The organism is Caballeronia sp. J97, assembly GCF_905220305.1.
Classification (GTDB): domain Bacteria; phylum Pseudomonadota; class Gammaproteobacteria; order Burkholderiales; family Burkholderiaceae; genus Caballeronia.
This window is the reverse complement of the sequence record NZ_CAJMZL010000003.1, coordinates 183,656-209,762: the sequence shown is the minus strand read 5'-3', so window position 1 is coordinate 209,762 and position 26,107 is coordinate 183,656. Positions and strand designations below refer to the sequence as shown.

Below are 26,107 nucleotides of genomic sequence, written 5' to 3'. Positions count from 1 at the left end.
CTTCGATTACGGCGCGGTCCAACCTGTCCATGTGCCCGACGTTGCCGGGCATTCCTCTGGCGCGTCGGCGGCAGCGGCTGGACGTACCTCGTGACATGGACATGGCTCAAGGCTTTTCCGTCGCGGAACAACCGCAGAGCGTGGGCGAGGCGTTCGACGTCATCCTGAAGCCCGCGCCGCATGCCGAGCTCGGCCGCGATCTGGCGGACCGGCTCACGGAAATCCGCATCGACGAAAACCTCTTCGCGATCGGCCGCGCCGAAGCGCCGTTCGACACGAGTCCGCCCGAAGCCGTCGCGCAGCTCTCGCGCCGTCATGCCCGCATCTTCATCGAGCACGGCTTCGTCTATATCGCCGATCTCGCGAGCAAGAACGGCACGGCGGTGAATGGCACGCCCGTGCGCGAAACGCCCGCACGCATCCGAAGCGGCGACGTGATCTCGTTCGGCAGCAAGCTTTCTTATCGCGTGCAGTTCGCGCCGCGTACGCAGCGCCTGTCCGCGCCGAAGCCGATCGGCGTCACGCTCACGCCGCAGCGCGACGACCTCGGCCTTCATCCGATCGAGCTCGCGCAGTTTCCGTTTCTCGTCAGCAAGACGGACGATACGTTCTCGCGCTATCGCGAGCATTTTCCGCATCAGGTCAATTACGTATCGCGGCGGCACGCTCACGTATTCATCAAGGGCGGCGCGCCGTTCGTCGAAGACCTCGGCAGCACCAACGGCACCTTCGTGAACGGCGAGCGGCTCGGCGCGTCGGCGGTCGAGTTGAAGAACGGCGATACGATCGCATTCGGCGGCACGCACTTCGTGTACAAGGTGCATCTGCACGGCGACGAAAGCGAGTCGACGCTCACGGAAATGGTCGCGCAGGTGGCCAAGCCGTCGCACGACGACGAGTTCGACAGCGACAAAACCACCTTCGTCGGCTCGGCGCATTCGTTTCTCGACATCTTCTGCGTCGATCAGGCCGCCGCGCGCGAGGACGAAGTCAATGAGGAAGCACAGCCGCTGCCCGCCGAAGAAAAGCGCCAGGATGCGCGCGCCGCGAAGCGCAGCAAGTTCGCGCTCTTCGTGTCCGAGCTGCGTCGCGTGCTCGCGAACGACGATCCACGTGCCGGGCGGCGCACACGCATCATTGCCGCGTGCGCGCTGGCCGTGCTCGTTGCGGGCGGCGCCGCGCTCTTTTACATCGGCTCGCCCGAGCGTCACGCGAAATCGCTGATGGCGAGCGGCGAGTTCGGCGAGGCAGCGACCGTCACGAACGATTATCTGACGACGCATCCGAAAGACGCGCAGTTCGCGGCGATGAATACGGAAGCCGTGCTCAAGTCGAACGTGCCGCGCTGGCTCGTCGCGTTGAAGAAGGGCGATTTCGCGAGCGCGGACGCGATCATCGCGCAGATGAGGGCGCTCGGCGAGCACAACGCCGACGTGCATTCGCTCGTCGACGAACTCGAATGGATCGGCAAGCTGGAAGGCTTCGCGATGAGCCGCGGCGGCGCCGATGCGCCGATCCGCATGTACGGCGACGAGCCGCGCATCAGCGCGATCCTGAAGCACTGGGAAGCGGACGCGGCGGGGCATCAGCGCGATCTGGACCGTATCGCTGGCTATGTGCCCGAGTTCCGCGATCCGTATGCGCTCGCGCTGAGTCATCTGCGCAAGCTGCAAAGCGACGACTCCGTGTATCTCGCGGCCATCGACAGGCTCGATGCGAGCATCGTCAAGAGCCTCGGTCAGGACGATCCCGATGCGATCAACGCGACGCTGAAGGAATACGCCGACAAGTATCCGCGCCTCGCGGGCCTCGATCGCGTGCGCGCGGATCTCGATGCCTACGCGGCCCTGCGCCGCAGCCTCAACGGGCCGAGCCTCGCGCCGCTCGCGGTCTCGGTGAGCAAGGCGAACTTCTCGACGCCGCCGTTCCAGGAAAAATTCAGGCAGATGCGCGCGAGCCAGTTGCCGCCGCCCGACGTGCTTGCGCAATACGCGACGGTCGCCGATGCCTGGAACCACGGCCAGAGCGCTCAGGCCATCGATGCGCTGCAAAAGCTGACGCAAGGCGCGTGGTCGCCGACCGTGCAAAAGGAGCTCGCGCACAAGAAGGCCGTGGCCGCGCAATTCGCCGATCTGCAGAAGGCGCGCGGCTCGAAAGGTTATGAAGACGCGCTGCTGTCGTTCTACGAAACGCTCGATCTCGACGGCGACACGTTCTATGCGAAGGCGGTCGCGCCCGACGTCGCGGCGCTGAAGGACAAGGCGACGGCCCGCGCGCAGACCTTGATGGCGCAGGCGCAAACGTCCTGGCAGCAGTATCGGACGAACGGCGGCATCGGCGGATCGCAGCGGCTCGAATCGGGCGTATCGGATGTGTTCCGGACGCAGGCGCGGCTCCTGTCCGACGCGCAGGACGCTGCCACGCGCGGCATGCGCATCTTCAGGCAGGTGAAGGCGGACAGCGCGACGGCGAAGTGGACCGCGCTCGCCAGTGAGATCGACACCGAGGCGGATCTGCAACGGCGTTCGTTGCAGGATCTGCGCATGGTGCTCGAACCCGGGCTTCTCAACACGAAGCTGAGTCTGATCGGCGGAGGCACGAGCAGTGAAGAGAGACGCACACCTTAAGCCGCTGTCGGAGGCGCTCGGCGAACACGGCGCCGAGGGCATCGCGATTCTCACGGCGGAACCGGCGAGGATCACCCAGGGGCTCGTCCTCGCGATGGTGGCGCTCGTCGCGTCGGCGCTCGTGTGGTCGTTCGTCGGCCACGCGGACGTGATGGTGACCGCGCAAGGCACGCTCGCGCCGGAATCGGAAGTGCGGCGCTTCTATGCGCCGATCGACGGCGAGCTGGCCGACCTCTATATCGCGGAAGGACAGCCCGTGCGCAAGGACGACGTGGTCGCGCGCCTGAATGCGCGCGGCGCGATCGAGGCCGCCACCAATGCGCTCGAAGCGCAACTGAAGCTCGACGACGCCGAGCGCGAATGGAAGCAGTTTCCCGAGAAAAAGCTGCTGATGGAGCGCAAGATCGCCGCGCTCAAGGATCAGATGGATGTGGAGGAGCATCAGCATCAGCAGCGCGTGTCCGAAGGCACGAGCAAGCTCGCGGAAGGCCAGAAGGCGCAGTTGCAGGAAGCGCGCAGCACGCTGGAGAACGCGCGCCGCGCCCGCGATGCCGCGAAGGTCGAACTCGACCGCTTTCAGCGTCTGCTCGCGTTGCCGGGCGGCGGCGGCGTCGCGGAGGCGCAGGTCGATGCGAAGCGCAATGCGTATCTGGAAGCGGACGGCGCGTATCGCGTCGAGCAGTCGCGGCTCGCGGAACTCGACTTCCGGCTGAGCCACGATTTCACGCAGGCGAAGCGTCAACTGGAAACGAGCGGCCAGGAAGCGACGAGTCTGCGGCTGCAATACGAAGCCGCGATGCGCGAAGTCGCGAGCACCGAAGACAAGCTGCGTCTGCAACTGCAGACGGCGCGCCTCGTCGCCGATGCGGCCGCGCGCATCAAGTTCGAGAACATCGACAAGGACAATTTTCTGCTGATACTCGCGCCCGTGTCCGGCGTGGTCACCGACGTGACATCGACGCAGCCCGGCGACAAGATTCAGGCGAACACGCCGCTCGGCGGCATCGCGCCGGCTAATGCGAAGCCGGTGCTGAAGATCGAGATCGCCGAGCATGACCGCGCGTTTCTGCGCGAAGGGCAGCGCGTGAAGCTCAAGTTCAATGCGTTTCCCTATCAGCGCTATGGCGTGATCGAGGGCACGCTCGCCTTCATATCGCCCGCGACCAAGCCGAGCCCGACGAGCAAGCAACCCGTCTATGAAGGACGCGTGACGTTGGATCGCGATTTCTATCAGATCGCGGACACGAAGTATCCGCTGCGTTACGGCATGACGGCGACCGCTGAAATCGTGGTGCGCGAGCGGCGCCTGATCGATCTCGGGCTGGATCCGTTCCGCAATGTAGCGGGATAAAGATGGGGGGTTATCGAAGCGCCGAAACGCGAACATGATGCGCAATTCAACATGGAACCAACGGAGAACGATATGACGGCGATTGTGCGTATCGACGACGAAGTGGTCGACGTCGGCGAATTCATCAGGTTATTGAAGCTGAATGGTCAGTTCGACAGTCTCATCGAGCAGCTCGTGCGCGACAAGCTGACCGTGCGCGCGGCGAAGAAATCGGGCGTTGCCGTGAGCGACGAAGAAATTCAGAACCGGGCCGATCAGTTTCGCCGCATTCGCGGGCTGCATCGCGCGGCCGACATGAACAACTATCTCGATGCGCTGCACGTGAGTCTCGACGAGTTCGAGGTCTTCATCACCGACACGCTCTATCAGGAAAAGATGCTCGACAAGGTGGGCACCGGGCGCGAGGTCGAAGAATATTTCCAGCTCAATTCGCCGAAGTTCGACAGCATCGAAGTGAGCCATATCCTGCTCGACACCGAAGGCAGCGCCAAGGAAATGATCTCGTATCTCAACGACGATCCCGACAGCTTCGCCGACATGGCGCGCGAGCACTCGATCGCCGACACGCGCGACGCGGGCGGCGTGATCGGCCGCGTGATGCGCGGACAGATGAAGCCCGACGTCGAGGCGAAGGTGTTCAACGCGGAAGTCGGCGATCTGCTCGGGCCGTTCGTATCGGCGGATGGCGCATCGTATGAAATCTTCGCGGTGACGGCGAAGTATCCCGCGAAGCTCGATGAAGACGTGTCGGCGGAAATCCGCCGCCTGCTGCGCGAGGACTGGATGATGGCGCGCGCGCAGGAGCATGTCATAGAAGCACGCTGACTGACGGGGAATGCAAGAGAACATGGACGCTCCATCGAGCCTTGATTCGCCCGCCGACTTTCTCTCGTCGGTCGAGATCCTTTCGCCGTTCACGCGCGAGGACATCGAGCAACTGGCGGCGCAAACGGAGTCGCGGCGCTTCGGCTTCGGCGAGACCGTGTGCAATGCGGGCGATGCGGCCGACGGGCTCTATGTCGTGAAAGCGGGCTCCGTGCGGATCTTCACCGAGGAGCACGGCAAGGAAATCAGCATGGGGGTGAAGAAGGAGCGCGAGACCTTCGCGGATATCGCGATGCTGCGCGACTACCGCCATGAGTCGTCGGTGCGCTCCTCCGGCAAGACCGAGTTGCTGTATATCCCGCGCACGGCGATCGAGCCCGTCATCGCAAGAAATCCGGCTGCGCTCGCATTCGTGACGAGCTATGTCGCGATCAACTCGGCGGGCGGCTTCGTCGCGAAGCTGTTCGATCTGCGCGGCAAGCTGGACAAGGCGGAACTCGAGGAATGCGTGCGCAGCGTCGGCGTGAAGCGCGTCGGCGAGGGCAAGGAGATTCTCAAGCAGGAGTCGCGCGACGACCGTCGGCTTTATGTCGTGCGGCAGGGCGAAGTGCGTATCGTGCGCGAGGAGGGCGGCGAGCGGCATGTGCTCGCGACCCTCGGTCCCGGCGAGATCTTCGGCGAGAAGGCCTGCGTGATGCGTCAGGAGCAGATGGCTTCGGCCATCGCGAGCACCGATACGCGCCTGCTCGTGATCCCCGAGAAGACCGTGCATTTCATCATCGAGCGCAACGTGAAGCTGCGCGAAGTGCTCGAAGAGCGCATCCGCTTCACCGAGCGTGAATTGCAGCGGCAGAAAAAGCTCACCGAGCGCCGCAAGCTGCCCGCGATGCTCGATCTGCACACGAGGCCCGAACTGGGCGAACGCGTAATCAAGCGTTTCGCGTGGGTCGAGCAGGCGGAGGAGATGGATTGCGGCGCGGCCTGTCTCGCGATGATCTGTCGCCACTACGGCATCAACATGACGCTCGGCAAGCTGCGGGAGCTCGCCAACGTGACGACCTCGGGCGCGACGCTCGATTCGCTCGCGCGCGCGGGCGAGTCGCTCGGCTTCACGACGCGCGGCGTGCAGTGCACGTTCGAATCGCTGCGCGGCTTCGAGATGCCGTTCATCGCGCATTGGGAGGGTTATCACTACATCATCATCTATGGTGTATCGAGCGAGAACGTGTGGGTGGCGGACCCGGCCATCGGCTTTCGGAAGATGACCGTCGGCGAGTTCGAGCGCGGCTGGAGCGGCACGTGCCTGCTCTTCGCGCCAGGGCAGGATCTGACGCAGAAGGCCGTGTCGCGCTCGCCGTGGCTGCGCTTCGTCGGCTATCTGAAGCCGTACAAGAAGATCCTGCTGCATCTCTTTCTCGCGACGTTCGTCATTCAGGTGCTGGGCGTGATACCGCCGCTCATCATCCAGAACATTCTCGATGGCGTGATCGTGCATCAGAACGTGAGCCTGCTGCACGTGCTGATCGCGGGGCTCATCATCGCGAGCCTGTTCACGCAGCTCATGACGACGATACGGGCGTACCTCGCGAACTTCATGGTCCGCAACATGGACTTCGCGATGATGTCGCAGTTTTTCAGGCACACGTTCTCGCTGCCGTTCGGCTTCTTCGCGAAGCGCAAGACCGGCGATGTGTTCGCGCGCTTTCAGGAGAATCACACGATCCGCGCGTTCCTCACGGAATCGACGGTGTCGACCGTGCTGAACCTGCTGATGATCTTCATCTACTTCACGATCATGTTCCTCTACAACGTGAAGCTCACGTTGTTGCTCATTGCATTCGTGATTCCGATGATGGTGCTCACGGTCGTCGCGACGCCGCGCATCAAGCAGAATGCGCGCGAGACCTTTTCCGCGGGAACGGATGCGCGTTCGTATCTGATGGAGGCGCTCGGCGGCGTCGAGACGGTGAAGGGCATGGGCATCGAGCGCCCGGTGCGCCTGAAGTGGGAGAAGAAGTACGCGAAATCGCTGGAAGTGCAATACAAGTCGCAGCGCTTCAATATCGCGGTAGGCCTGTGCAGCCAGTTGCTGAATGCAGCGACGACCATCGGCGTGCTGTGGGTGGGCGCGAATCTCGTGCTCGCGCGCGAACTGACCATCGGCCAGTTGATCGCGTTCAATGCCTACATGGGCAGCGTGCTCGCGCCGTTGATGGGGCTCATCAACTTGTGGAGTCTCCTGAACGACGCGGGCGTCGCGATGGAGCGACTGGGCGACGTGCTCGATATCGAGCCCGAGCAGAAGCCCGAAGACATGCAGCAACGCGTGATGCTGCCCGACCTGCAGGGCGACATCAGCTTCAACGGCGTGTATTTCCGCTACGGCGAAGGCGACGCGCCTTACGTGCTGGAGAACATCAGCTTCGATATCAAGCCCGGCGAACTGATCGCGATCGTCGGACGCAGCGGCTCGGGCAAGACGACGCTCGCGAAACTGCTCGTCGGTTTCTATGCGCCGAGCGAAGGCAAGATGACCGTCGATGGCTACGATATCAACGTTGTCGACAAGGGCTTCTTCCGCGCGCAGATCGGCTATGTGATGCAGAGCAACCTGCTGTTCTCGGGGACGATCGCGGAGAACATCGCGAGCGGCGACGAAGCGCCCGACAGAAGGCGCATCGAGGAAGTGGCGAAGATGGCCGACGCGCATGCGTTCATCGCGAAGATGCCGCTCGGCTATGAGCAAGTGGTGGGCGAGCGGGGCGTGGGGCTTTCGGGCGGGCAGATCCAGCGGCTGTGCATCGCGCGGGCGCTGTATCACGATCCGCGTCTGCTCGTGTTCGATGAAGCCACCTCCGCGCTCGATACGCAATCGGAAAGCAATATTCTCGGCAACATGCAGGAGATATTGAAAGGACGCACGGCGGTCATCATCGCGCACCGGCTTTCGACGATCATGCGCGCCGACAAGATTCTCGTGCTGTACGAAGGCGGTATCGTCGAGCAGGGCAAGCACGACGAACTCGTCGCGAGAAAGGGCATGTATTACCAACTCGTGCAAAAGCAACTGAGCGCAGCATGAAGATACTCGACCAACCGGAAAGCGACAGCAGCACGCCAGCGTCATCGGCGATTTCCTATGCGGGCCTCATCGAGAAGATCGAGATCCTGCGCTCGACGCTGCGATGGACCTCGCGCCTCGAACGGCCCGAAATCGAAAAGCTGTTGAGGCAGGCGAGCACCTTGCGCGATGAAGTCATGCAACTCTCGCACAAGGAGCGCTTCGTGCAGGCAGCCGCCGCGGAGCCGAAGCGGGATCTGCCGCCGGGCGCGCGGCGGCAGGCGCTGATCGAACGCAGCTTCGTGTTCGAAGGCACGTTCGGCGATAACCCGAAGCTGCTCGAAGCGCTGGAAATCGCGGAAAAGGCCGCGCCGACTGACTTGCCCGTGTTGATCGACGGCGAAAGCGGAACCGGCAAGGAACTGATGGCGAAGGTCATTCACGCGAACGGATCGCGCGCGGACAAGCCGTATATCTCCGTGAACTGCGGTGCGATTCCCGATAATCTGCTGGAGTCCGAATTATTCGGGCATCGCAAGGGTGCGTTCACGGGCGCGACCAACGATCGCAAGGGAAAGTTCGAAAGCGCGCATACCGGAACGATCTTTCTCGACGAGATCGGCGAATTGCCGTTGTCGGGGCAAGTGAAACTGTTGCGCGTGCTCGAAGCGCACGAGATTCAGCGCGTGGGCTCGGACGAGCCGATCGCGGTGGATACGCGCATCGTCGCGGCGACGAATCGCAACTTGCGCAAGTTCTGCGATGAAGGGCGCTTTCGCGAAGACCTGTTTTATCGATTGAGCGTGATTCATCTGACACTGCCCGCATTGCGCGAACGGCGCGATGAAATTGCGCTGCTGCTCGCCTATTTCGGCGACGAGGCCGCGGCGACGTTGAAGCGCCGGCCGGTGAAGCTATCGCCGAGACTGCGCGACTTTCTGCGCAACTATGACTATCCGGGGAATATCCGCGAGTTGCGCAACGTGGTGTATCGGCTCGCCTGTCTTGCCGGCGATATGGCCGACATCGATCATCTGCCGGTCGATATCCGGCCGAAGTCGTCGCTTTCCCTGGCAATGGGCGGACCGGCTGCGAGCGGAAGCGGCATCGCCACCGCGAGTTCGCTCGCGGAAGCAAAGCGCGTCGCGAGCGACGAAGCCGAGCGCGCCTTTCTCGAACGAGGCTTGCAGGAAACCGGCGGCACCGTCGCAGAGCTTGCGAGACGGTATGAGATGAACCGCTCGCATTTGCAGATGCTCTTGAAAAAGCACGGGCTGCATTCGAAGGAGTTTCGGGCGGCGGCGCAGAAGAACAAGGAGGCCGGATGACGAGGCGAGGCCAGCCGGCAGGGACTTGAGTTCTACAAGCGCCTGAGCGAAATAAGCATACGAATGGACGCCGGCGCGTGCACGCGCAGAAGCGCGCTCAAACCCCGGGGTTCACCTGCGTCTTGTCTGACGCCATCAGATCGACCGCATGCGCGACGACCACGGAGATATTGTCGCGCCCGCCCCGCGCCAGCGCGATTTCCAGCAGCCGTTGCGCTGCCGCATCGCAATTTCCCGGCGCGAGTTCGTTCACGATCTCCGCGTCGCTGACCTCATTCGACAAGCCGTCGCTGCAAAGCAGGAACGTATCGCCGTCGTTCAGGGCGAGTGTGTTTTCGTCGAGTTCGAGCACATCGAGCGCGCCGACCGCACGCGTGATCAGATGCTGCGCCGGATGATGCAGCGCTTCCTCGGCCGTCAGTTGCCCGCGCGCCTTCAGTTCCTCGACATGGCTGTGATCGCGCGTGAGCTGCATGAGCCGTCCCTGACGCAACAGATAAATGCGGCTGTCGCCCGCCCATACGTAGCCGCACGCGCCATCGCGCGCCGCGAGCACGACCACGGTGCTGCCGATGCGCGATACCTGCCGCCGCGCCGCTTCCGCGCGCAGTTTGTCGTTTACGTCGAGAAGACGCGTGCGCACGTCGGCGATGACGCCCGCGAGATCGGTCGCCGCCGACACCTTCGCGAGGCTCTCGATCACCATCTGGCTCGCCAGATCGCCGACCGCGTGCCCGCCCATGCCGTCCGCGACGGCCCACAGGCCGCGCTCGGGCGCATCGAGGAGCGCGTCTTCATTGATCTGGCGCACGCAGCCGGTGTCGGTGCGGGCGGCGGAAGTCCATCGAAACTCGGTGCTGAAGGTCATGGCAACCTCCGGAGTCCTGGGTGACGCGGCATCGGACGGCCCTTGCGGACGATCCCGCTCATTGTGTACCAACGCGCGCCCGAAGCGAATCTTGATGTGCACCGCTCAACCCGCGCGATTCCCCGCCACGGAGTTCGGATTGACGGTGAGCGTCGCGCCGTTGCCGGTATTGCTGACGGCGACGTTCTGAAACTGATTGATCATCTGGCCGACCGTGATGTTCGTGACGTTGTTCGTCACGTTGTTGGTGACCTCGTAGATGTTGTTGGTGACATCGATGAGGTTTACCGCAGAGGCTCCGCCGGCGCCGCCCGAAGGGCGGTCCACGAACGGCGTGATCCAGCCGAACACCCATGGCGCGCCGCCTCCGCCGCCGATGGCTGACATCGCCGCATGATCCAGCTCCCGGTCGTATGCAAGATCGTTGACGGTGAGGACGCACATGTCGGTTCTCCGTGATGGCCTGTGAGCAGGACGCACGATCTTATGCAAGGCCCGTGCCGACGCATGCGCGCTGCCGGCATGTTTCGCGCTGCGGGCGAAGGGGCGGCGCTCTCGCTGTTTCGCCGGATGCGCGTTGACAAGCGTCCGGCATCGCATCCGTTGGATCGCGACCAACACGCGCTGTCGGTGTCACGGCGCAGAACCAACACACGACCGCCGCTTCCCGTGGGTGTGTTTATCGAGGCGGACGACTCGAAGTCTGGCGCAATCAACCCAACAAACACGCCCGAAAACTGTTGGCGTGCAAAAAACACAACGCCGTCGAGAATCGCTCTCAAATTGTGACTTATTTATAAAAATCAATTGGTTACGGAGGCTGGCAAGGAAGATGCAAAAGGCTAGGCAACCCGGCGCCAAACAAACACCTGGCGCCAAGCAGAGAAGAATCGGAGCCAGCCATGTCAACCAACCAACAATCCGGACTGATCGACCAGCAAGCCGCCGCGAGCGGCTTCTCGCTCGACGACGAACCGGCGCTCGGCACCGAACTCGTCACGCGCCGCTCGGGCTACGAACACCACGGCATCTATGCGGGCAACGGCATGGTCATCCACTATGCCGGCTTCGCGAAGTCGCTGCATCGCGGCCCGGTCGAGGAAGTCTCCGTCGAACAGTTCGCCGCCGGCCATGAAGTCACGATCCGCCAGAACCCGGCCGCGAAGTTCGTCGGCATGGAAGCGGTGCGCCGCGCGCGCAGCCGCCTCGGCGAAGACCAGTATCACCTGCTGACCAACAACTGCGAGCACTTCGTCACGTGGTGCCTCGACGGCCGCGCCCGCAGCCGTCAGGTGCAAGCCTGCTTCGTGCATCCGCGTGCGGCCGTCAGAGCCGTGGCGGGACTTTTCCGCGCCTATGTCGCCGCCGAGCGCCGCCGCCGCATGAACGCGGCGCTCGCAGCCTGAACCTCACGTCCTGCCGACCGATTCCGAGGAGACCATCATGCAAACCACCGAAAACTCGCTGCACTGGGCCGTCGACAAGTGGCTTGCCCCGACTCCCGCGCATCCGGCACGCGTCGTGCGCCTGTGCCGCTCGCATGTCACCGGCGCGCGCTATGTTTGCATCGAAGCGCAGCATCCGGGCGGCCCGCTCGCGATCATCTTCTTCCGCCATGACGACGGTTCCTGGAACGTGTTTCCGCCGCAAGCGAAGCGCCCGTCGATGAGCGCGCAGCGCCTCGCCGCCTGAGCGCGCGCCGAAAATGGATGAAGAGCCGGGGCGCGTCGGGCTGCCCCGGCTTTGACACGGCAATCCCGCTGCCGCTACTCTAGGTGCACCGTTCGCGGCCATTCGATGTATTCGCCGGGTCGCACGGAGGGTGCAGGTCGTGGTAGTTTTGCGTCCGTGAACCAGATCGTACATTTTCGAGGTATTGCCGATGACCCAGCCCGACTCCTCTTCCTCCGCCCGCGCGATGCCCGATCCGAACCTCGGCGACAATCCGCTCGGCATTGCGGGGCTGGAGTTCGTCGAGTTTTCCAGCCCGGATCCGGAGGGCCTGGCCAGGCTATTCGAGACGCTCGGCTTCGTGCCCGTGGCGCAGCACATCAGCAAGGCGGTGACGCTCTTTCGCCAGGGCAGCATGAATTTCCTGCTGAACGCGGAGCCGGATTCGTTCGCGTCGCGTTTTGCGGAGTCGCACGGCGTCGGCATCGCTGCGATCGGCATTCGCGTGCTCGATGCGCAGGTCGCCCACGAGCGCGCGCTCGAATACGGCGCATGGGATTTCGAGGGCGAGAAGATAGGCCCGAACGAGCTCGCGATTCCGGCGATCCAGGGCATCGGCGATTCGCATATGTATTTCGTCGATCACTGGCCGGGCAAGAACTGCGGCGAGACGTCGATCTACGACATCGATTTCCGCCCGATTCCCGGAGCAAGCACGGACGCCACCGGCACGGGTCTGCTCGAAGTGGACCACTTCACGCAGACGGTCGGCCCGGGCCGCATTCAGGAATGGCTCGATTTCTACAGCGAAGTGCTGCACTTCTCGGAGATTCATCAGGTGCATCCGGACTGGCACGTGTCGCAGGATTCGGCCGTCACGCTCTCGCCGTGCGGCTCGATCCGCATTCCGGTGTACGAGGAAGGCACGTACCGCACGGACCTGATGCAGCAGTATCTGCCCGATCACGAAGGCGAGGGCGTGCAGCATATCGCGCTGGCATCGGCGGACATCTTCGCCTCCGTCGATGCATTGATGGCGCGCGGCGTGCGTTTCCTGCAGCCGCCGCCGCGCTATTACGACGAGATCGACGAGCGTTTGCCCGGCCACGGTCTCGACACGGCCGCGCTGCGCGCGCGCGGCATTCTCGTCGACGGCGAGATTCTGCCCGACGGCACGCCGCAGCTTTTCCTGCAGACTTTCGTCGAGCGCAAGCCGGGCGACATGTTCTTCGAAATCGTCGAACGGCGCGGGCATCACGGCTTCGGCGAAGGCAATCTCGCGGCGATCGCGAAGGCCCGCGGCTGACCGAACAGGCGCGCGCGCCGCGCCGGACGGCGCTCATTGCACGACGACCGTCCCCGTCATGTGCGGATGCAGCGAGCAGAAGTACTTGTACGTGCCCGGCTTGTCGAACACATGCGAGAAGCTGTCGCCGCTGTCGAGCGGATCGGACTTGAAGCTCTTTCCTTCATCGGTGACGGTGTGCAGCATGTCGTCGTGGTTCACCCAGGTCACCTTCGTGCCGGCCGGCACGGTGATCGTCGCCTGATTGAAGGCGAAGTTGTCGATGGAGACGGTCGGCGCGCTCATCGCCGCGATCTGCTGCGCGGGCTGCTGCGCGCAGGCCGTCGGAATCGCGGCGCTGATCACCCCCTTCACGACGAGCGCAAATGCGGCCTTGCGCAGAAACTTGCCGGCGAGCGGGCGGAGATTGGCGGGCGAAACGTAGTTCGCGATCGTCGATGCAATCATGACTGCACCCCGGCGAGCGACGTGTCGGTTACCGCAAGCTGCCCGCGTCCCGCGATATGCGTGACTTCGCGCAGGCCGAGCATCGAGCGCAGTTGATCCGCGGGCACTTTCATCGGGCCGGGACCGGACGGCGCGCCCGGCGCGGGTTGCGGAAACGCAGTCGACATCGCCGAATAGAAACGCATCTCTCCCTCCACTTTCTGCGCCACCTGATGCACGTGGCCGTTCAACACCGTCACCGAGCCGAAGCGCTTCAGGAGCGCGAGCGCCTGCGCGCTGTCGTCGGTGCCCCAGCCCCATTGCGGATACAGCGCCCACAGCGGAATGTGCGCGAACACGACGATCGGCGTGCTGCTCGACTGGCCCTGCAGGTCGGCCTTGAGCCACGCGAGCTGGGCATCGCCGAGAAAGCCGAGGCCGCCGCCCTTCAGATCGATCACGTTGGTCAAACCGATGAAATGCACGCCGCCCTGATCGAAGCTGTACCAGTGGCGGTTGCTGCCCTTGCCGTATTGCCCGGAGAAACGGTCGAAGAACGGATTGCCGTCCTCGACCAGCACGTCGTGTTCGCCCGGCACGTAATGCACGTCCATGCCCGCTTTGTCGATGATCTGCACGGCCGTGTCGAACTGGGCGGGCTTCGACATATGCGTGATGTCGCCCGTGTGGATCATGAACGCGGGGCGCTTGTTCATCGCGCCCACGCGGTTGATGGCTTCTTCGAGCGTGCTCGTCGGCTCGGTGTTCGGGTCCTTGTTGAAGCCGATGTGGCTGTCGCTGATCTGCACGAAGCTGAACGAGCTGGTCTTCTCGGCCGCTTCCGCCGACGAAATCAGGCGCGACACGGGCACGCCGCCGCTCACCGTCCAGATGACGCCGGCGCCGGCCCACGCCATGCACGAAAGTGCGGTGCGGCGGCGCTTGCCGTGCTCGTCGAGTTCGTCGCGTTCCTGCGCGGGCGGCAGTGCGGTCGGATCGGGTTTCATGATGGTTCCTTTGATGATGGCGGCCGCCGTTCTTGTCGTTCGAATCGGTGAAGTCGCGTCCACGGCGGCTCGATGCATGGGCGCGAGGCCGGCAGCGTCGGCTCGGTCGAGCGCAGGCGTTGCGGCATCCGTTCATCGAACCGGCGAACCGGGCGGGATATTCCCGCTATATTTTTTCGAGGCGCTGCTGCGATCGGGAATAAACCCCCCGCGCGCGGAGTATCGGAGGGGAAGGCGCGGAAGATGAGATGCCGCCGCGCCCGAGCGAAGTTTTCCGAATGTGGTTGTCGAAAGGAGACCCGCGCGATGTGGCCAGGCAGGTCGAAAGAAGACAAGTCCGGGCGCCGCGGCCAGGCGGACGCCGAGGCGGTGCACGCGCGTTTCGAGGCGACCGTGATGCCGCACCTGGACGCCGCGTACAACCTCGCGCGCTGGCTGTCGGGCAGCGCGAACGATGCCGATGATGTCGTGCAGGAAGCCTATCTGCGCGCGTTCCGTTTCTTCGGCGGATTCGAGGGCGGCGAGGAAGCGAATGCGCGGGCGTGGTTGCTCGCGATCGTGCGCAATACGTGGTTCACGGAATGGCGCAGGCGCGTGCAGCTCGCGGACGCGACGCCCTACGACGAGGAACTGGGCGGCGACGAAGCGTTGCCGGGCTGGTCGGAGGAAGGCGCGGCCGATCCGGAGACGCTGGCCGTGCGCCGCGACGAAGTGCATCTGGTGCATCGCGCGCTGGAGGCGTTGCCGATCGCCTTTCGCGAGGTGCTGGTGTTACGAGAGCTGGAAGACATGAGTTACAAGGAAGTCGCATCCGTGACCGGCGTGCCGATCGGCACGGTGATGTCGCGGCTCGCGCGCGGCCGCAAGATGCTGGCGGGGGCGGTGCGCGCGGCCCAGGGCGGGCAGGACAAGCCGAGCGTGCGTCTCGTGCGCCGCGCGGGACCGGGTCATTCTGAGGAGTCGGGCAATGGAAAATAACGACACCGCCTCGCTCGATTCGAGGCTCACCGATGGTTCGCTGTATCAGCGCGCGCCGGTTCATCTGCGCGCACAGGTGCTGGCGCGCGTGCGGGCTCAAGCCGAGGAAGACGCGCGCAGGCGCGAGCCCGCCCGGCCCGCGAGGCGCGGCTCGCGCAGTCTGTTCGCGGCGCCGTGGCCGTTCTTCGGCGGCGCGTTCGCGGGCGCGACGCTTTCCGCGCTCGTGCTCGGCACGATGCTGTGGTTCCAGGCGGTGCCGCTCGTCTCGTCCGTCTCGACGGGCTCGCCCATCGCGCAGGAGATCGTATCGAGCCATGTGCGCGCGCTGATGTCGGACCGTCCGATCGACGTGCTGTCCAGCGACAAGCACACCGTGAAGCCGTGGTTCAACGGCCGCATCGACTATGCGCCGCCGGTGATCGATCCGGCGGGGCCGGGCTTCGCGCTCGTCGGCGGACGGCTGGACTACATCGATCATCGGCCGGTGGCGGTCGTCGTCTATCGCTATCTGAAGCATCCGATCGACGTGTACGTGTTTCCCGAACGCAAGGGCGAAGTAAAAGCCGATACGAGCGGCAAGTCGTTCTCTCCGGTCGTGACGCAGTCCGACGATGGGTACGCGCTCGCGCGCTGGAATCACGATGGCATGACGTTCTGGGCCGTCACCGATGCATCGGGTGCGGTGCTGCGCCAGTTCGTGCAGGCGATCGAAACCGGCGCGCCGCGCTAAGAAAGGGAACGGCGCAAAAGTTATCCGCCATTCAAAAAAATTCGAAGGGTGCGCAAGGTTGCGCGCGGTGGTCCTCCGGGGACGCCGCGCGTTTTTTTTGTTTCGACGTTACGCGTATACCCGCTATCGCCTGCTTTCCAGAAGCTATGCACATGCATTGGGGATGCTGCCTGACGCGGCTTGTTTTCACGGGGTTTTCATCGCTTGCACACTTGCGATGCATCGGGCGTGCGCTAACGCTCGTGCTCTTCGGGTATGTCCGAATATGGTCATATCCTTACATTTTTCTAAACTCGCTCACAGCCTATGTAATCGATAACGCGGCGTGCACTTAAAGAAATTCGCTGGCATTTCCCGCGTTGCATGGGACTTTCAAATAACGAATCAGGCGACGGAGACACACATGGGTATGAAGATGAAGCTCATCGCGAGCACGCTCGCGTTCGGCGTTTTCTCGTTGGCGCACGCGGCCGACCCGATCAAGATCGGCGTCGATGGTCCGTTCACGGGCGGTTCGTCTTCCATGGGTGTCAGCATGCGCGATGGCGTGCGTCTAGCGACGGCGGAGATCAACAAGTCGGGCGGCGTGCTGGGCCGACAGCTCGTGCTGGTCGAGCGCGATGACGAAGCGAAGAACGAGCGCGGCGTGCAGATCGCGCAGGAGCTGATCAACAAGGAGAAGGTCGTCGCGGTCGTCGGCTACATCAATACGGGTGTCGCTCTCGCGTCGCAGCGCTTCTTCCAGGAAGCGAAGATTCCCGTGTTCAACAATGTCGCGACCGGCAGCGTGGTCACGAAGCAGTTCGACGATCAACCCGATAACTACGTCTTCCGCAACGCCGCCGCCGACCGCATCCAGGCGCCGATGATCGTCGAGGAAGCGGTGACGAAGCGCGGCTTCACGAAGGTCGCGATCCTCGCCGATTCGACCAACTATGGCCAGCTCGGCCGCGAGGATCTGGAAAAGGCGCTGGCTGCGAAAGGCGTGAAACCGGTCGCCGTCGAAAAGTTCAATATCAAGGACGTCGACATGACGGCCCAGTTGCTGAAGGCGAAGGAAGCGGGCGCGCAGGCCGTGCTGACCTACGGCATCGGGCCTGAACTCGCGCAGATCGCGAACGGCATGGCCAAGCTTGGCTGGAAGGTGCCGTTGATCGGAAGCTGGACGCTTTCGATGGCGAACTACATCGACAATGCCGGCGCGAACGGCGAAGGCGCGCGCATGCCGCAGACTTTCATTCAGGAAGCGAACACGCCGAAGCGCAAGGCTTTCATCGATGCGTATCTGAAGGAGTTCAAGCCGAAGAACGAGCGCATCGATTCGCCGGTTTCGGCGGCGCAGGGTTATGACTCGGTGTATCTGCTCGCGGCTGCGATCAAGCAAGCCGGCACGACGGACGGGCCGAAGGTCAAGGAAGCGCTTGAGAGCCTGAACACGAAAGTGGAAGGCGTCGTGATGGTCTATGACAAGCCTTTCACGAAGGCCGATCACGAAGCGATTACGCCGAACGTGCCGGTGATCGGGGAGGTGAAGGGCGGGCGGGTGATTTTTGCGTATGACGCGGACAAGAAGGGGGGCGGGACGTTGCGGACCAAGCAGGCGACGACGGCTTCGAACTGATATCGGGGGCCCGGTCTTTGATCGGGCTCTTTCTTCGTGTTGCTTGTTGCTTCGGCTGTTGCCGGATCCCGTATTCGCGTCGGTCTATTGGCGTTGCCCCTGTGCGGGGCGGCAGTCACTTTCTTTGCTGCTGCAAAGAAAGTAACCAAAGAAAGCAGCTTCTCCCATCCAAAGTACTTCACACCGGCCGCGGCACAGGCGATTGGCTGAATGGAACGGCAATAGCGAGTGCCCCCGCAAGCAGAACAGAGCTTGGACCGCGCACGATCTGACGAACCAGTACTTTGAGGGCACTGGTTCAGCACGAAACAGCTTCGGCACAGCGCTACGCGCTGCCGCCGGGTCCACAAGGGAAACCAGCGGGCTGCGCATGCAGTGAGATGGAAGCGTTAGCAAAGAAGCACGCGCGAACCTGATTGACCGGTCGGCCGCGAAGCGGGCCGGACCTATTTCGTGCTGAGCCAGCAAGGATTGCGGTGCGATGAGACGGACCGTGCGCGATCCAAGCTGTGTTCTGCTTGTGAGGGCGCTCGCTATTGGCGGACCATTCAGCCAATCGCCTGTGCCGGGGCCGGTGTGAAGTACTTTGGATGGGGATAGCTGCTTTCTTTGGTTACTTTCTTTGCAGCAGCAAAGAAAGTGACTGCCGCCCCGCACAGGGGCAGCGCTAATAGACCACTAAGAAAACGGGATTCCACGAAAGCCTTGGTGAAGACAGCAGCGAAGTAAGCAAAGAAAGTGACTGCCGCCCCGCACAGGGGCAACACCCCAGACCGATGCGAAATCAGGATTCCACAAAAGCGCAGACCGCACAAAACCCCAACGCAAGCCTCCTATGATCCTCCTGCAACTCGTCTATAGCGGTATCGCCCTCGGCATGATCTACGCCGTGATCGCGTTCGGCTATCAACTCACGTTCGCCACATCCGGCACGCTGAACTTCGGCCAGGGCGATGCATTGATGCTCGGCGCGCTCGTCGGCCTCACGCTCGTATCGGCGGGCGTCAACTACTGGCTGATGATTCCGCTCGTATGTCTCTTCGGCCTGATGCAGGGCGCGTTCGTCGAGCGCATCGGCGTGCGGCCCGCGATCAAGATCAAGTCGGAGTTCGGCTGGATCATGTCGACGATCGCGCTCGGCATCATCTTCAAGAACGTCGCGGAAAACGTATGGGGCCGCGATGATCTGCGCTTTCCTTCGCCCCTGCCCGAAGCGCCGCTCAAGGTATTCGGCGCGAACGTCTTGCCGATGGAACTGCTCGTCGTCGGCGGCGCGCTCGTGATGATGCTCGCGGTCGAGTTCTTCAATCGCAAGACGATCTTCGGCAAGGCCGTGGTGGCGACGGCGAACGATCGCGACGCGGCGTCGCTGATGGGCATCAACACCGGGCTCGTCATCACGTTCTCGTATGCGCTTTCGTCGTTGACCGCTGCATTTGCAGGGGTTTTGATCGCGCCGCTGACATTGACCGGCGCGACGATGGGCGCGGTGCTCGGCCTCAAGGCATTCGCCGTGGCGATCATCGGGGGCTTGTCGAGCGGCATGGGCATCATCGTCGGCGGCATGATTCTCGGCATCGCGGAGACGACGACCGGCTTCTATATTTCCACCGGCTACAAAGACGTGCCGGGGCTCGTGCTGCTCTTGATCGTGCTCGCGGTCAAGCCCGCGGGTCTCTTCGGCAAGACGGCGATCAAGAAAGTCTGAGGCGGCGACGATGAAAGCAAAGAACTGGATCGCGGCACTCGCCGGACTCGCCGCACTCGCGATTTTTCCGGTGGTGTCGGGCAATCCGTACTACATCCACCTCGTCGAAACCATCATGATCTACGCGATCCTGCTCTTCGGGCTCGATATCGTCGTGGGTTATACGGGGCAGGTATCGCTCGGTCATGCGGGCTTGTTCGGCGTGGGCGCGTACACGGCGGGCGTGCTGTTCATGAAGCTCGGCATGCCGTTCTATGTGACCGCGCCGCTTTCGATTCTGGTGACGGCCGGTTTCGGCGCGATTCTCGCGTTGCCCGCGCTGCGCGTGTCGGGCCCTTATCTGGCGATGGTGACGCTCGCGTTCGGCACGATCATCCAGATCCTCATCAACGAGATGGATTTCCTGACGAACGGACCGATGGGCCTCAAGATTCCGAAGCCGATGTTCGCGGGGCACAGGCTCGACGAGGTGCAGTATTACTGGCTCGTCGCGGCGCTGCTGGTGGTGTCGCTGATCGTCGTTCATCGCGTGTTGAAGTCGCATCTCGGGCGCGCATTCGAGGCGTTGCGCGACAGCCCGATCGCATCGGACTGCATGGGGGTGTCGGTGTATCGCTACAAGGTGGTCGCGTTCGTGATCAGCGCGGGATTCGCCGGTCTCGCGGGCTGCCTTTACTCGTACTCCGAGCAGTACATCTCGCCGAACACGTATAACTTCGAGCTGACGATCCTGTTCCTGCTCGCGATCATCATGGGCGGGCGCAAGACGCGCACGGGCGCGATCATCGGCTCGACGGTCATCGTGATGTTGCCCAAGCTGCTCGACGATATCTCCAACTTCCGCGTCGTGGCGACCGCGCTCGCGGTGATCGTCGTCGCGGGTGCCGCGCTGGCGCTCGCGAAGAAGACCACGACGCCGCAACGTGTCGCGGTGCCGATCATCGGCACGGCGGGTCTCGCCGCGTTTTCGTTCTGGATCGAAGCGCTGACCGACTGGCGTCTGACCATCTTCGGCTTGATGATTCTGCTCGTCGTGTATTACCTGCAGGACGGAATCGTCGGCTTCGTGCGCAAGACGCTGAACCTGGGCCGCGTGCGCGTGACGAAGGTCGATACCGATGAGCTCGCGAGCCATGCGCGCCAGGACGACGCGGTTGCCGCGGTTGCGACCGAAGGCGCGGATGCGATCCTCGAGGTGCGCGGCGTGCTGATGCAGTTCAGCGGCCTGAAGGCATTGAACGATGTGAACCTGACGGTGAAACGCGGCACGATTCACGGCCTGATCGGCCCGAACGGTTCGGGCAAGAGCACGATGATGAACGTGCTGACGGGCATCTACGTGCCGACGGCGGGCGCGATCGAATACGAGGGGCAATCGCTCGCGGGGCGCACGTCGTCGAAGATCGCGCTGTCGGGCATCGCGCGGACGTTTCAGAACGTGCAGCTCTTCGGCGAGATGACGGCGCTGGAGAACGTGCTCGTGGGCTTGCATCACACGTTCCGGTCGAATCTGGCGGATGTCGGCGCGATGAGCCCGCGATATCGGCGGGAAGAGCGCGCGGCGCGCGAGCGGGCGTTCAACATGCTGCGCTTTGTTGGGCTGGAGAGTGTCGCGGGAGAGGAAGCGCGCAATCTGCCTTACGGAAAGCAGCGTTTGCTCGAAATCGCGCGCGCTCTGGCGCTCGATCCGCAATTGCTTCTGCTCGACGAACCGGCGGCGGGGTTGACCGCGCCGGATATTCGCGAGCTCGTCGCGATCATTCGCAAGGTGCGCAATCATGGCATCACGCTTGTGTTGATCGAGCATCATATGGATGTGGTGATGAGTGTTTGCGATACCGTTTCGGTGCTGGATTTCGGGCAGAAAATCGCGGAGGGGAGGCCTTCGGAGATTCAGGCCAATCAGAAGGTTATCGAGGCTTATTTGGGGGGGCAGGCGGTGCAGGTTGCTTGAGGTTTGCTTTTTCGTGGAGCCCTCGTGGAATCCTGATTTCGCGGTGGTCTATTAGCACTGCCCCTGTGCGGGGCGGCAGTCACTTTCTTTGCTGCTGCAAAGAAAGTAACCAAAGAAAGCAGCTTCTCCCATCCAAAGTACTTCACACCGGCCGCGGCACAGGCGATTGGCTGAATGGAACGGTAATAGCGAGTGCCCCCGCAAGTAGAACAGAGCTTGGACCGCGCACGATCTGACGAACCAGTACTTTGAGGTCACTGGTTCAGCACGAAATAGCTTCGGCACAGCGCTACGCGCTGCCGCCGGGTCTACAAGGGAAACCATCGGTTTGCAATTGCGGTGAGATGGAGATATCAGCAAAGAAGCACGCGCACACCCGATGAACCCATCGGCCGCGAAGCGGGCCGGAGCGGTCTTGTGCTGTACCAGTTGGTTGTGTGGTGCGATGGGGCGGATCGTGCGCGATCCAAGCTGTGTTCTGCTTGTGGGGGCACTCGCTACTGGCGGACCATTCAGCCAATCGCCTGTGCCGGGGCCGGTGTGAAGTACTTTGGATGGGGATAGCTGCTTTCTTTGGTTACTTTCTTTGCAGCAGCAAAGAAAGTGACTGCCGCCCCGCATAGGGGCAACGCTAATAGACCGACGCGAGATCAGGATTCCACGAAACCCCTGATGAGCACAGCAGCAAAGTAAGGCAAAGTAAGCAAAGAAAGTGACTGCCGCCCCGCAAAAGGGGCAACGCTAATAGACCGACGCGAGATCAGGATTCCACGAAACCCCTGGTGAGCACAGCAGCAAAGTAAGGCAAAGTAAGCAAAGAAAGTGACTGCCGCCCCGCAAAAGGGGCAACACCAATAGACCGACAAAAGCCCAGCCGCAAGAAAACCAACCCATGCTGACGATCAATAACCTCCACGCCGGCTACGGCAAAGTCAAAGTCCTCCACGGCATCTCGCTAACCGTGCCGAAGGCGAAAGTCGTAACCTTGATCGGCTCGAACGGCGCCGGCAAGACCACGACCATGCGCGCGATCTCCGGCATGATCAAGCCGACAGAAGGCGAAATCACGATGGGCGTCGGCAGCAACACCAGGCGCATCGACTCACTGGATTCGCACAAGATCGCGCGCCTCGGCCTCGCGCATTCACCCGAAGGCCGCCGCGTATTCGCGACGATGTCCGTCACCGATAACCTGCTGCTCGGCGCATTTCCACGCCTGACATGGTCGCGCCCGAAAGGCGACGTCAGCGCCGATCTCGAACGCGCGATCGAGTTGTTCCCACGTCTGAAGGAACGCCGCAATCAGCTCGCCGGCACGCTGTCGGGCGGCGAACAGCAAATGCTCGCGATGGCGCGCGCCATCATGCTGAACCCGGATCTCGTCCTTCTCGACGAACCATCGATGGGCCTCGCGCCCATTCTCGTCGACGAAGTGTTCCGCATCATCGAGCGCCTGAAGGCCGATGGCGTCACGATGCTGCTCGTCGAGCAATTCGCGGCCGCCGCGCTCAATGTCGCGGATTACGGCTATGTGCTGGAAAACGGCCGCGTCGCGACACACGGCCCGGCCGCGCAATTGCGCGACGATCCGTCGGTGAAGGCAGCTTATCTCGGCGCGAGTCATTGATTGCCGCACTGCGGCAGAAGCAATCCGCTCTATCATGATCAGGGCGCAACCGCGCGCGTCCGACATCCTGAAAGGAGCTGCCATGATCAGCGGCAAGACCACTCTGATTGCTCACCTCGGCTACCCGACCGAAGCGTTCAAGGCGCCGATGATCTATAACCCGTGGTTCGACAAACAGGGCATCGACACCGTCGTCGTGCCGATGGGCGTCAAACCCGAGGACTACGCCGCGTTCCTGCCGCACCTGTTCAAGCTCACGAACATCCGAGGCGCGCTCGTCACGATGCCGCACAAGATCACGACCGTCGGTCTGATGGACGAAGTGAGCCCGACCGCGCGCATCGCCGGCGCCTGCAATGCAATACTTAAGCGCGACGACGGCACGCTCGTCGGCGATCAGTTCGACGGCGCGGGCTTCGTGCGCGGCGTCGAGCGCAAAGGCCGCAAGCTAGCGGGCGCGCGCGTGCTCGTGCTCGGCAGCGGCGGCGTCGGCTCGCCGATCGCGGCATCGCTCGCCGCCGCGGGGGTCGCCGAACTCGCGGTCTTCGATACGAATACGGCCTCGGTCGAGGGACTCGCCTCGCGTTTGCGCGAGCACTACCCCAAGCTTCTAGTAAGAACCGACACGAAAGATCCCGATGGCTTCGACGTGATCGTGAACGCGACGCCCCTCGGCATGAAAGACACCGACCCGTTGCCATTCGATATCGACCGCATCGCGCCCGGCACGTTCGTCGGCGAAGTGGTGATGAAGTCGGAGTACACGCCGCTGTTGCGTGCGGCGAAAGACAAGGGCTGCGCCGTGCAGGTCGGCACGGACATGCTTTTCGAAATGATTCCGGCGTATCTCGAGTTCTTCGGCTACGGCACCGCCACGGCCGACGAATTGCGCGCGGTCGCGCAGATCAAGTACGCGTAAGCACGCTTGCGCGGACATAACCGCGCTTCGTTTCTATACTTTTATCGACACAGCAACGCAGATGCTCTTCCTCTGACAAATGGGCCGCCCCATGCGCGGCCCGCAAAACGCAGGGAGGAATCATGGGATCGACTGCACCCGGCGTTCCGGCCGACGACAAGCACGCACCGGAGCCGCACGGGCATCCGGCCTTGCTGGGGCTCTCGCTCGCGGCGCTCGGCGTCGTCTACGGCGATATCGGCACGAGTCCGCTCTATACACTCAAAACCGTGTTCGATCCGGCGAGCGGCCTGCCTTTGCAGAGCGCGAACGTGATCGGCATCGTGTCGCTGATCTTCTGGTCGCTCACGATCATCGTCTCGCTCAAGTACGTGACGCTGATCCTGCGCGCCAACAATCACGGCGAAGGCGGCATCATGGCGCTGCTCGCGCTCGCGGCGTCCTCGGTCGAATCGAAGAAGCGGCTGAAGCACGTGCTTCTGCTCGTCGGCGTGATGGGTGCGGCGCTCTTTTACGGCGACGGCGTCATCACGCCCGCCATTTCCGTGCTGAGCGCGGTGGAAGGGCTCGAAGTGGCCGCGCCCGGTCTTCAGCCGTATGTCGTGCCCGTGACGCTCGTCGCGCTGATCGCACTCTTCGTGATGCAGAAGCACGGCACATCGGGCATCGGCGCGGTGTTCGGGCCGGTGATGGTGCTGTGGTTCATCGTGCTGGCCGTGTCGGGCCTCATGAACATCAAGGATTCGCCGCATATTCTCGCGGCGCTCAATCCGTTCGCGGGGCTCGAGTTCTGCCTGCATCATCGCTGGCTCGCATTCGTCGCGCTGGGTGCGGTGGTGCTTTCGTTGACGGGCGCCGAAGCGCTTTATGCCGACATGGGCCACTTCGGCTCGCGGCCGATCCGCCTCACGTGGTTCGCGATCGTCTTTCCGTCGCTCGCACTGAACTATCTCGGCCAGGGCGCGCTCCTGATCGCCGATCCTTCCGCGCTGCAAAATCCGTTCTACCGGCTCTTTCCCTCGTGGATGCTCTATCCGATGGTCGTGCTTTCCACCATCGCGACGGTCATCGCGTCGCAGGCCGTGATCTCCGGCACGTATTCGATGACCAAGCAGGCGATGCAACTCGGCTTCCTGCCGCGCATGAGCGTCGTGTACACGTCGGCGAAGGAGATAGGGCAGATCTATGTGCCTGGCATCAACTGGACGCTTCTGCTCGCCGTGGTCGCCGCCGTGCTCGGCTTCGGCTCGTCGACCGCGCTCGGCTCCGCGTACGGCATCGCGGTCACCGGGACCATGCTCATCACGACGATGCTGACCTTCTTCGTGATCCGCTACGCGTGGCATTACAACTGGGCGCTGTGCATTTTTTCGACTGCGTTCTTCTTCGTGATCGACGCGATGTTCTTCTCCGCGAACTGCCTGAAAATTGCCGACGGCGGCTGGTTTCCGGTCGCCATCGGCCTCGTGATGTTCACGATCATGGCGACATGGGGACGGGGCGCGCAGATGATGATCCAGGAAGCGCGCGCGCGTGCCGGCACGATGCCCCTGAAACCGTTCCTCGCCAATCTGCTCGCGCGCTCGCCGGCGCGCGTGGAGGGCACGGCGATCTTCATGTCCAACGATCCCAGCGGCGTGCCGCATTCGCTGCTGAACAACCTCATGCACAACCGCGTGCTGCACGAACACACGGTATTTCTGACCGTCGCGACCGAGCCGGTGCCGTGGGTGGACGAGGTGCGCCGCGTGTCGCTGGAGACGCTCGGCAATGGCTGCTTTCAGGTGACGGTGAGCTACGGCTTCAAGGACGAAGTCGATCTCCCCGCCGCGCTGGAGAAATGCCGCGGCTCGGGACTCAAGTTCGATCGCGCGACGATTTCGTATTTCATGTCGCGCGCGACCGTCGTGCCGACGCCCGGCACCGGCATGGCGTTATGGCGCGAACGGCTCTTCGCGATCATGCTGCACAATGTGGGCAACGTCGCGGCCTACCTGCGATTACCGGCCGATCGCGTGATCGAGCTCGGTGCGCGGGTCGAGATATGACGGCGCAAATCGGCTGAACTGCGTGCGTTGGACGCAAGCGGGCGGAAAATAT

Annotated in this window: 20 protein-coding genes; 16 read left to right on the top strand and 4 right to left on the bottom strand. The window is 63.0% G+C overall.

Features of this window, described 5'->3' with window-relative positions:
• The first annotated feature begins 101 nt into the window (after positions 1 to 101).
• The 5 genes from U4Y90_RS07550 (at position 102) to U4Y90_RS07530 (ending at position 9,192) form a co-directional block, all read left to right on the top strand.
• Positions 102 to 2,627 carry an FHA domain-containing protein gene (locus U4Y90_RS07550; protein ID WP_321794074.1) on the top strand — a complete coding sequence of 842 codons (2,526 nt, stop codon included), beginning with the start codon at positions 102 to 104 and terminating at the stop codon, positions 2,625 to 2,627.
• Positions 2,605 to 3,978, top strand: coding sequence for an HlyD family efflux transporter periplasmic adaptor subunit (locus tag U4Y90_RS07545; protein WP_321793833.1), 1,374 nt, complete (start codon positions 2,605 to 2,607; stop codon positions 3,976 to 3,978). Before U4Y90_RS07550 ends, U4Y90_RS07545 begins: the two co-directional genes overlap by 23 nt.
• Before the next feature lie 72 nt (positions 3,979 to 4,050).
• Complete coding sequence (locus tag U4Y90_RS07540) at positions 4,051 to 4,803, top strand: peptidylprolyl isomerase (protein WP_321793831.1); 753 nt, start codon at positions 4,051 to 4,053, stop codon at positions 4,801 to 4,803.
• Positions 4,804 to 4,825: 22 nt separating this feature from the next.
• A complete protein-coding gene (locus tag U4Y90_RS07535; protein WP_321793829.1) occupies positions 4,826 to 7,885 on the top strand; it encodes a peptidase domain-containing ABC transporter in 3,060 nt (1,019 codons plus the stop codon).
• The gene (locus U4Y90_RS07530; RefSeq protein WP_321793827.1) at positions 7,882 to 9,192 is read left to right on the top strand and encodes a sigma-54 dependent transcriptional regulator; all 1,311 of its coding nucleotides are present in this window, start codon (positions 7,882 to 7,884) and stop codon (positions 9,190 to 9,192) included. Before U4Y90_RS07535 ends, U4Y90_RS07530 begins: the two co-directional genes overlap by 4 nt.
• A 97-nt stretch (positions 9,193 to 9,289) precedes the next feature.
• Here the strand turns inward: U4Y90_RS07530 and U4Y90_RS07525 are convergent, their stop codons facing one another.
• Both U4Y90_RS07525 and U4Y90_RS07520 read right to left on the bottom strand, forming a co-directional pair.
• Positions 9,290 to 10,060: a PP2C family protein-serine/threonine phosphatase gene (locus U4Y90_RS07525; protein ID WP_321793825.1), complete on the bottom strand. Its 771-nt coding sequence runs from the start codon at positions 10,058 to 10,060 to the stop codon at positions 9,290 to 9,292.
• A 105-nt stretch (positions 10,061 to 10,165) separates the two neighbouring features.
• The gene (locus U4Y90_RS07520) at positions 10,166 to 10,504 is read right to left on the bottom strand and encodes a hypothetical protein (protein WP_321793823.1); all 339 of its coding nucleotides are present in this window, start codon (positions 10,502 to 10,504) and stop codon (positions 10,166 to 10,168) included.
• A gap of 458 nt (positions 10,505 to 10,962) precedes the next feature.
• Between U4Y90_RS07520 and U4Y90_RS07515 the strand changes: the two genes are divergently transcribed.
• The 3 genes from U4Y90_RS07515 to U4Y90_RS07505 all read left to right on the top strand — a co-directional run bounded on the left by U4Y90_RS07515 (position 10,963) and on the right by U4Y90_RS07505 (position 13,037).
• Positions 10,963 to 11,466: a lecithin retinol acyltransferase family protein gene (locus U4Y90_RS07515; RefSeq protein WP_321793821.1), complete on the top strand. Its 504-nt coding sequence runs from the start codon at positions 10,963 to 10,965 to the stop codon at positions 11,464 to 11,466.
• Between the two features lie 37 nt (positions 11,467 to 11,503).
• Positions 11,504 to 11,752, top strand: coding sequence for a hypothetical protein (locus tag U4Y90_RS07510; protein ID WP_321793819.1), 249 nt, complete (start codon positions 11,504 to 11,506; stop codon positions 11,750 to 11,752).
• A gap of 190 nt (positions 11,753 to 11,942) precedes the next feature.
• Positions 11,943 to 13,037, top strand: coding sequence for a 4-hydroxyphenylpyruvate dioxygenase family protein (locus U4Y90_RS07505; RefSeq protein WP_321793817.1), 1,095 nt, complete (start codon positions 11,943 to 11,945; stop codon positions 13,035 to 13,037).
• A 33-nt stretch (positions 13,038 to 13,070) separates the two neighbouring features.
• Here the strand turns inward: U4Y90_RS07505 and U4Y90_RS07500 are convergent, their stop codons facing one another.
• Both U4Y90_RS07500 and U4Y90_RS07495 read right to left on the bottom strand, forming a co-directional pair.
• The gene (locus U4Y90_RS07500) at positions 13,071 to 13,484 is read right to left on the bottom strand and encodes a cupredoxin family copper-binding protein (RefSeq protein WP_321793815.1); all 414 of its coding nucleotides are present in this window, start codon (positions 13,482 to 13,484) and stop codon (positions 13,071 to 13,073) included.
• Positions 13,481 to 14,470: a metallophosphoesterase family protein gene (locus tag U4Y90_RS07495; protein ID WP_321793813.1), complete on the bottom strand. Its 990-nt coding sequence runs from the start codon at positions 14,468 to 14,470 to the stop codon at positions 13,481 to 13,483. Before U4Y90_RS07495 ends, U4Y90_RS07500 begins: the two co-directional genes overlap by 4 nt.
• A gap of 306 nt (positions 14,471 to 14,776) precedes the next feature.
• On the opposite strand from U4Y90_RS07495, the gene U4Y90_RS07490 reads away from it, so the two are divergent.
• From U4Y90_RS07490 to U4Y90_RS07455, 8 genes are all read left to right on the top strand, one after another.
• Positions 14,777 to 15,448: an RNA polymerase sigma factor gene (locus U4Y90_RS07490; protein WP_321793811.1), complete on the top strand. Its 672-nt coding sequence runs from the start codon at positions 14,777 to 14,779 to the stop codon at positions 15,446 to 15,448.
• A complete protein-coding gene (locus tag U4Y90_RS07485) occupies positions 15,438 to 16,178 on the top strand; it encodes an anti-sigma factor (RefSeq protein ID WP_321793809.1) in 741 nt (246 codons plus the stop codon). The genes U4Y90_RS07490 and U4Y90_RS07485 overlap by 11 nt, the downstream gene beginning before the upstream one ends.
• A 409-nt stretch (positions 16,179 to 16,587) precedes the next feature.
• A complete protein-coding gene (locus U4Y90_RS07480) occupies positions 16,588 to 17,799 on the top strand; it encodes an ABC transporter substrate-binding protein (protein WP_415749314.1) in 1,212 nt (403 codons plus the stop codon).
• A gap of 835 nt (positions 17,800 to 18,634) precedes the next feature.
• On the top strand, positions 18,635 to 19,507 hold the full coding sequence (locus U4Y90_RS07475; RefSeq protein WP_321793806.1) for a branched-chain amino acid ABC transporter permease: 873 nt from the start codon (positions 18,635 to 18,637) through the stop codon (positions 19,505 to 19,507).
• A 10-nt stretch (positions 19,508 to 19,517) separates the two neighbouring features.
• Positions 19,518 to 21,461, top strand: a complete 1,944-nt coding sequence (locus U4Y90_RS07470; protein ID WP_321793805.1) for a branched-chain amino acid ABC transporter ATP-binding protein/permease — start codon at positions 19,518 to 19,520, stop codon at positions 21,459 to 21,461.
• Between the two features lie 892 nt (positions 21,462 to 22,353).
• Entirely contained in the window at positions 22,354 to 23,088 is a 735-nt protein-coding gene (locus U4Y90_RS07465; RefSeq protein WP_321793803.1) for an ABC transporter ATP-binding protein, read from the top strand.
• Between the two features lie 82 nt (positions 23,089 to 23,170).
• On the top strand, positions 23,171 to 24,007 hold the full coding sequence (locus U4Y90_RS07460; protein ID WP_321793801.1) for a shikimate dehydrogenase family protein: 837 nt from the start codon (positions 23,171 to 23,173) through the stop codon (positions 24,005 to 24,007).
• Positions 24,008 to 24,129: 122 nt separating this feature from the next.
• A complete protein-coding gene (locus tag U4Y90_RS07455) occupies positions 24,130 to 26,055 on the top strand; it encodes a potassium transporter Kup (protein WP_321793799.1) in 1,926 nt (641 codons plus the stop codon).
• Positions 26,056 to 26,107: the final 52 nt, after the last annotated feature.

What these genes read in the sequence shown, in the direction of transcription:
- U4Y90_RS07550 (WP_321794074.1), top strand. Translation starts at nt 102, where the DNA reads ATGGCTCAAGGCTTTTCCGTCGCGGAACAACCGCAGAGCGTGGGCGAG.
- U4Y90_RS07540 (WP_321793831.1), top strand. Translation starts at nt 4,051, where the DNA reads ATGACGGCGATTGTGCGTATCGACGACGAAGTGGTCGACGTCGGCGAA.
- U4Y90_RS07535 (WP_321793829.1), top strand. Translation starts at nt 4,826, where the DNA reads ATGGACGCTCCATCGAGCCTTGATTCGCCCGCCGACTTTCTCTCGTCG.
- U4Y90_RS07530 (WP_321793827.1), top strand. Translation starts at nt 7,882, where the DNA reads ATGAAGATACTCGACCAACCGGAAAGCGACAGCAGCACGCCAGCGTCA.
- U4Y90_RS07525 (WP_321793825.1), bottom strand. Translation starts at nt 10,060, where the DNA reads ATGACCTTCAGCACCGAGTTTCGATGGACTTCCGCCGCCCGCACCGAC.
- U4Y90_RS07520 (WP_321793823.1), bottom strand. Translation starts at nt 10,504, where the DNA reads ATGTGCGTCCTCACCGTCAACGATCTTGCATACGACCGGGAGCTGGAT.
- U4Y90_RS07515 (WP_321793821.1), top strand. Translation starts at nt 10,963, where the DNA reads ATGTCAACCAACCAACAATCCGGACTGATCGACCAGCAAGCCGCCGCG.
- U4Y90_RS07510 (WP_321793819.1), top strand. Translation starts at nt 11,504, where the DNA reads ATGCAAACCACCGAAAACTCGCTGCACTGGGCCGTCGACAAGTGGCTT.
- U4Y90_RS07505 (WP_321793817.1), top strand. Translation starts at nt 11,943, where the DNA reads ATGACCCAGCCCGACTCCTCTTCCTCCGCCCGCGCGATGCCCGATCCG.
- U4Y90_RS07500 (WP_321793815.1), bottom strand. Translation starts at nt 13,484, where the DNA reads ATGATTGCATCGACGATCGCGAACTACGTTTCGCCCGCCAATCTCCGC.
- U4Y90_RS07495 (WP_321793813.1), bottom strand. Translation starts at nt 14,470, where the DNA reads ATGAAACCCGATCCGACCGCACTGCCGCCCGCGCAGGAACGCGACGAA.
- U4Y90_RS07490 (WP_321793811.1), top strand. Translation starts at nt 14,777, where the DNA reads ATGTGGCCAGGCAGGTCGAAAGAAGACAAGTCCGGGCGCCGCGGCCAG.
- U4Y90_RS07485 (WP_321793809.1), top strand. Translation starts at nt 15,438, where the DNA reads ATGGAAAATAACGACACCGCCTCGCTCGATTCGAGGCTCACCGATGGT.
- U4Y90_RS07480 (WP_415749314.1), top strand. Translation starts at nt 16,588, where the DNA reads ATGAAGATGAAGCTCATCGCGAGCACGCTCGCGTTCGGCGTTTTCTCG.
- U4Y90_RS07475 (WP_321793806.1), top strand. Translation starts at nt 18,635, where the DNA reads ATGATCCTCCTGCAACTCGTCTATAGCGGTATCGCCCTCGGCATGATC.
- U4Y90_RS07470 (WP_321793805.1), top strand. Translation starts at nt 19,518, where the DNA reads ATGAAAGCAAAGAACTGGATCGCGGCACTCGCCGGACTCGCCGCACTC.
- U4Y90_RS07465 (WP_321793803.1), top strand. Translation starts at nt 22,354, where the DNA reads ATGCTGACGATCAATAACCTCCACGCCGGCTACGGCAAAGTCAAAGTC.
- U4Y90_RS07460 (WP_321793801.1), top strand. Translation starts at nt 23,171, where the DNA reads ATGATCAGCGGCAAGACCACTCTGATTGCTCACCTCGGCTACCCGACC.
- U4Y90_RS07455 (WP_321793799.1), top strand. Translation starts at nt 24,130, where the DNA reads ATGGGATCGACTGCACCCGGCGTTCCGGCCGACGACAAGCACGCACCG.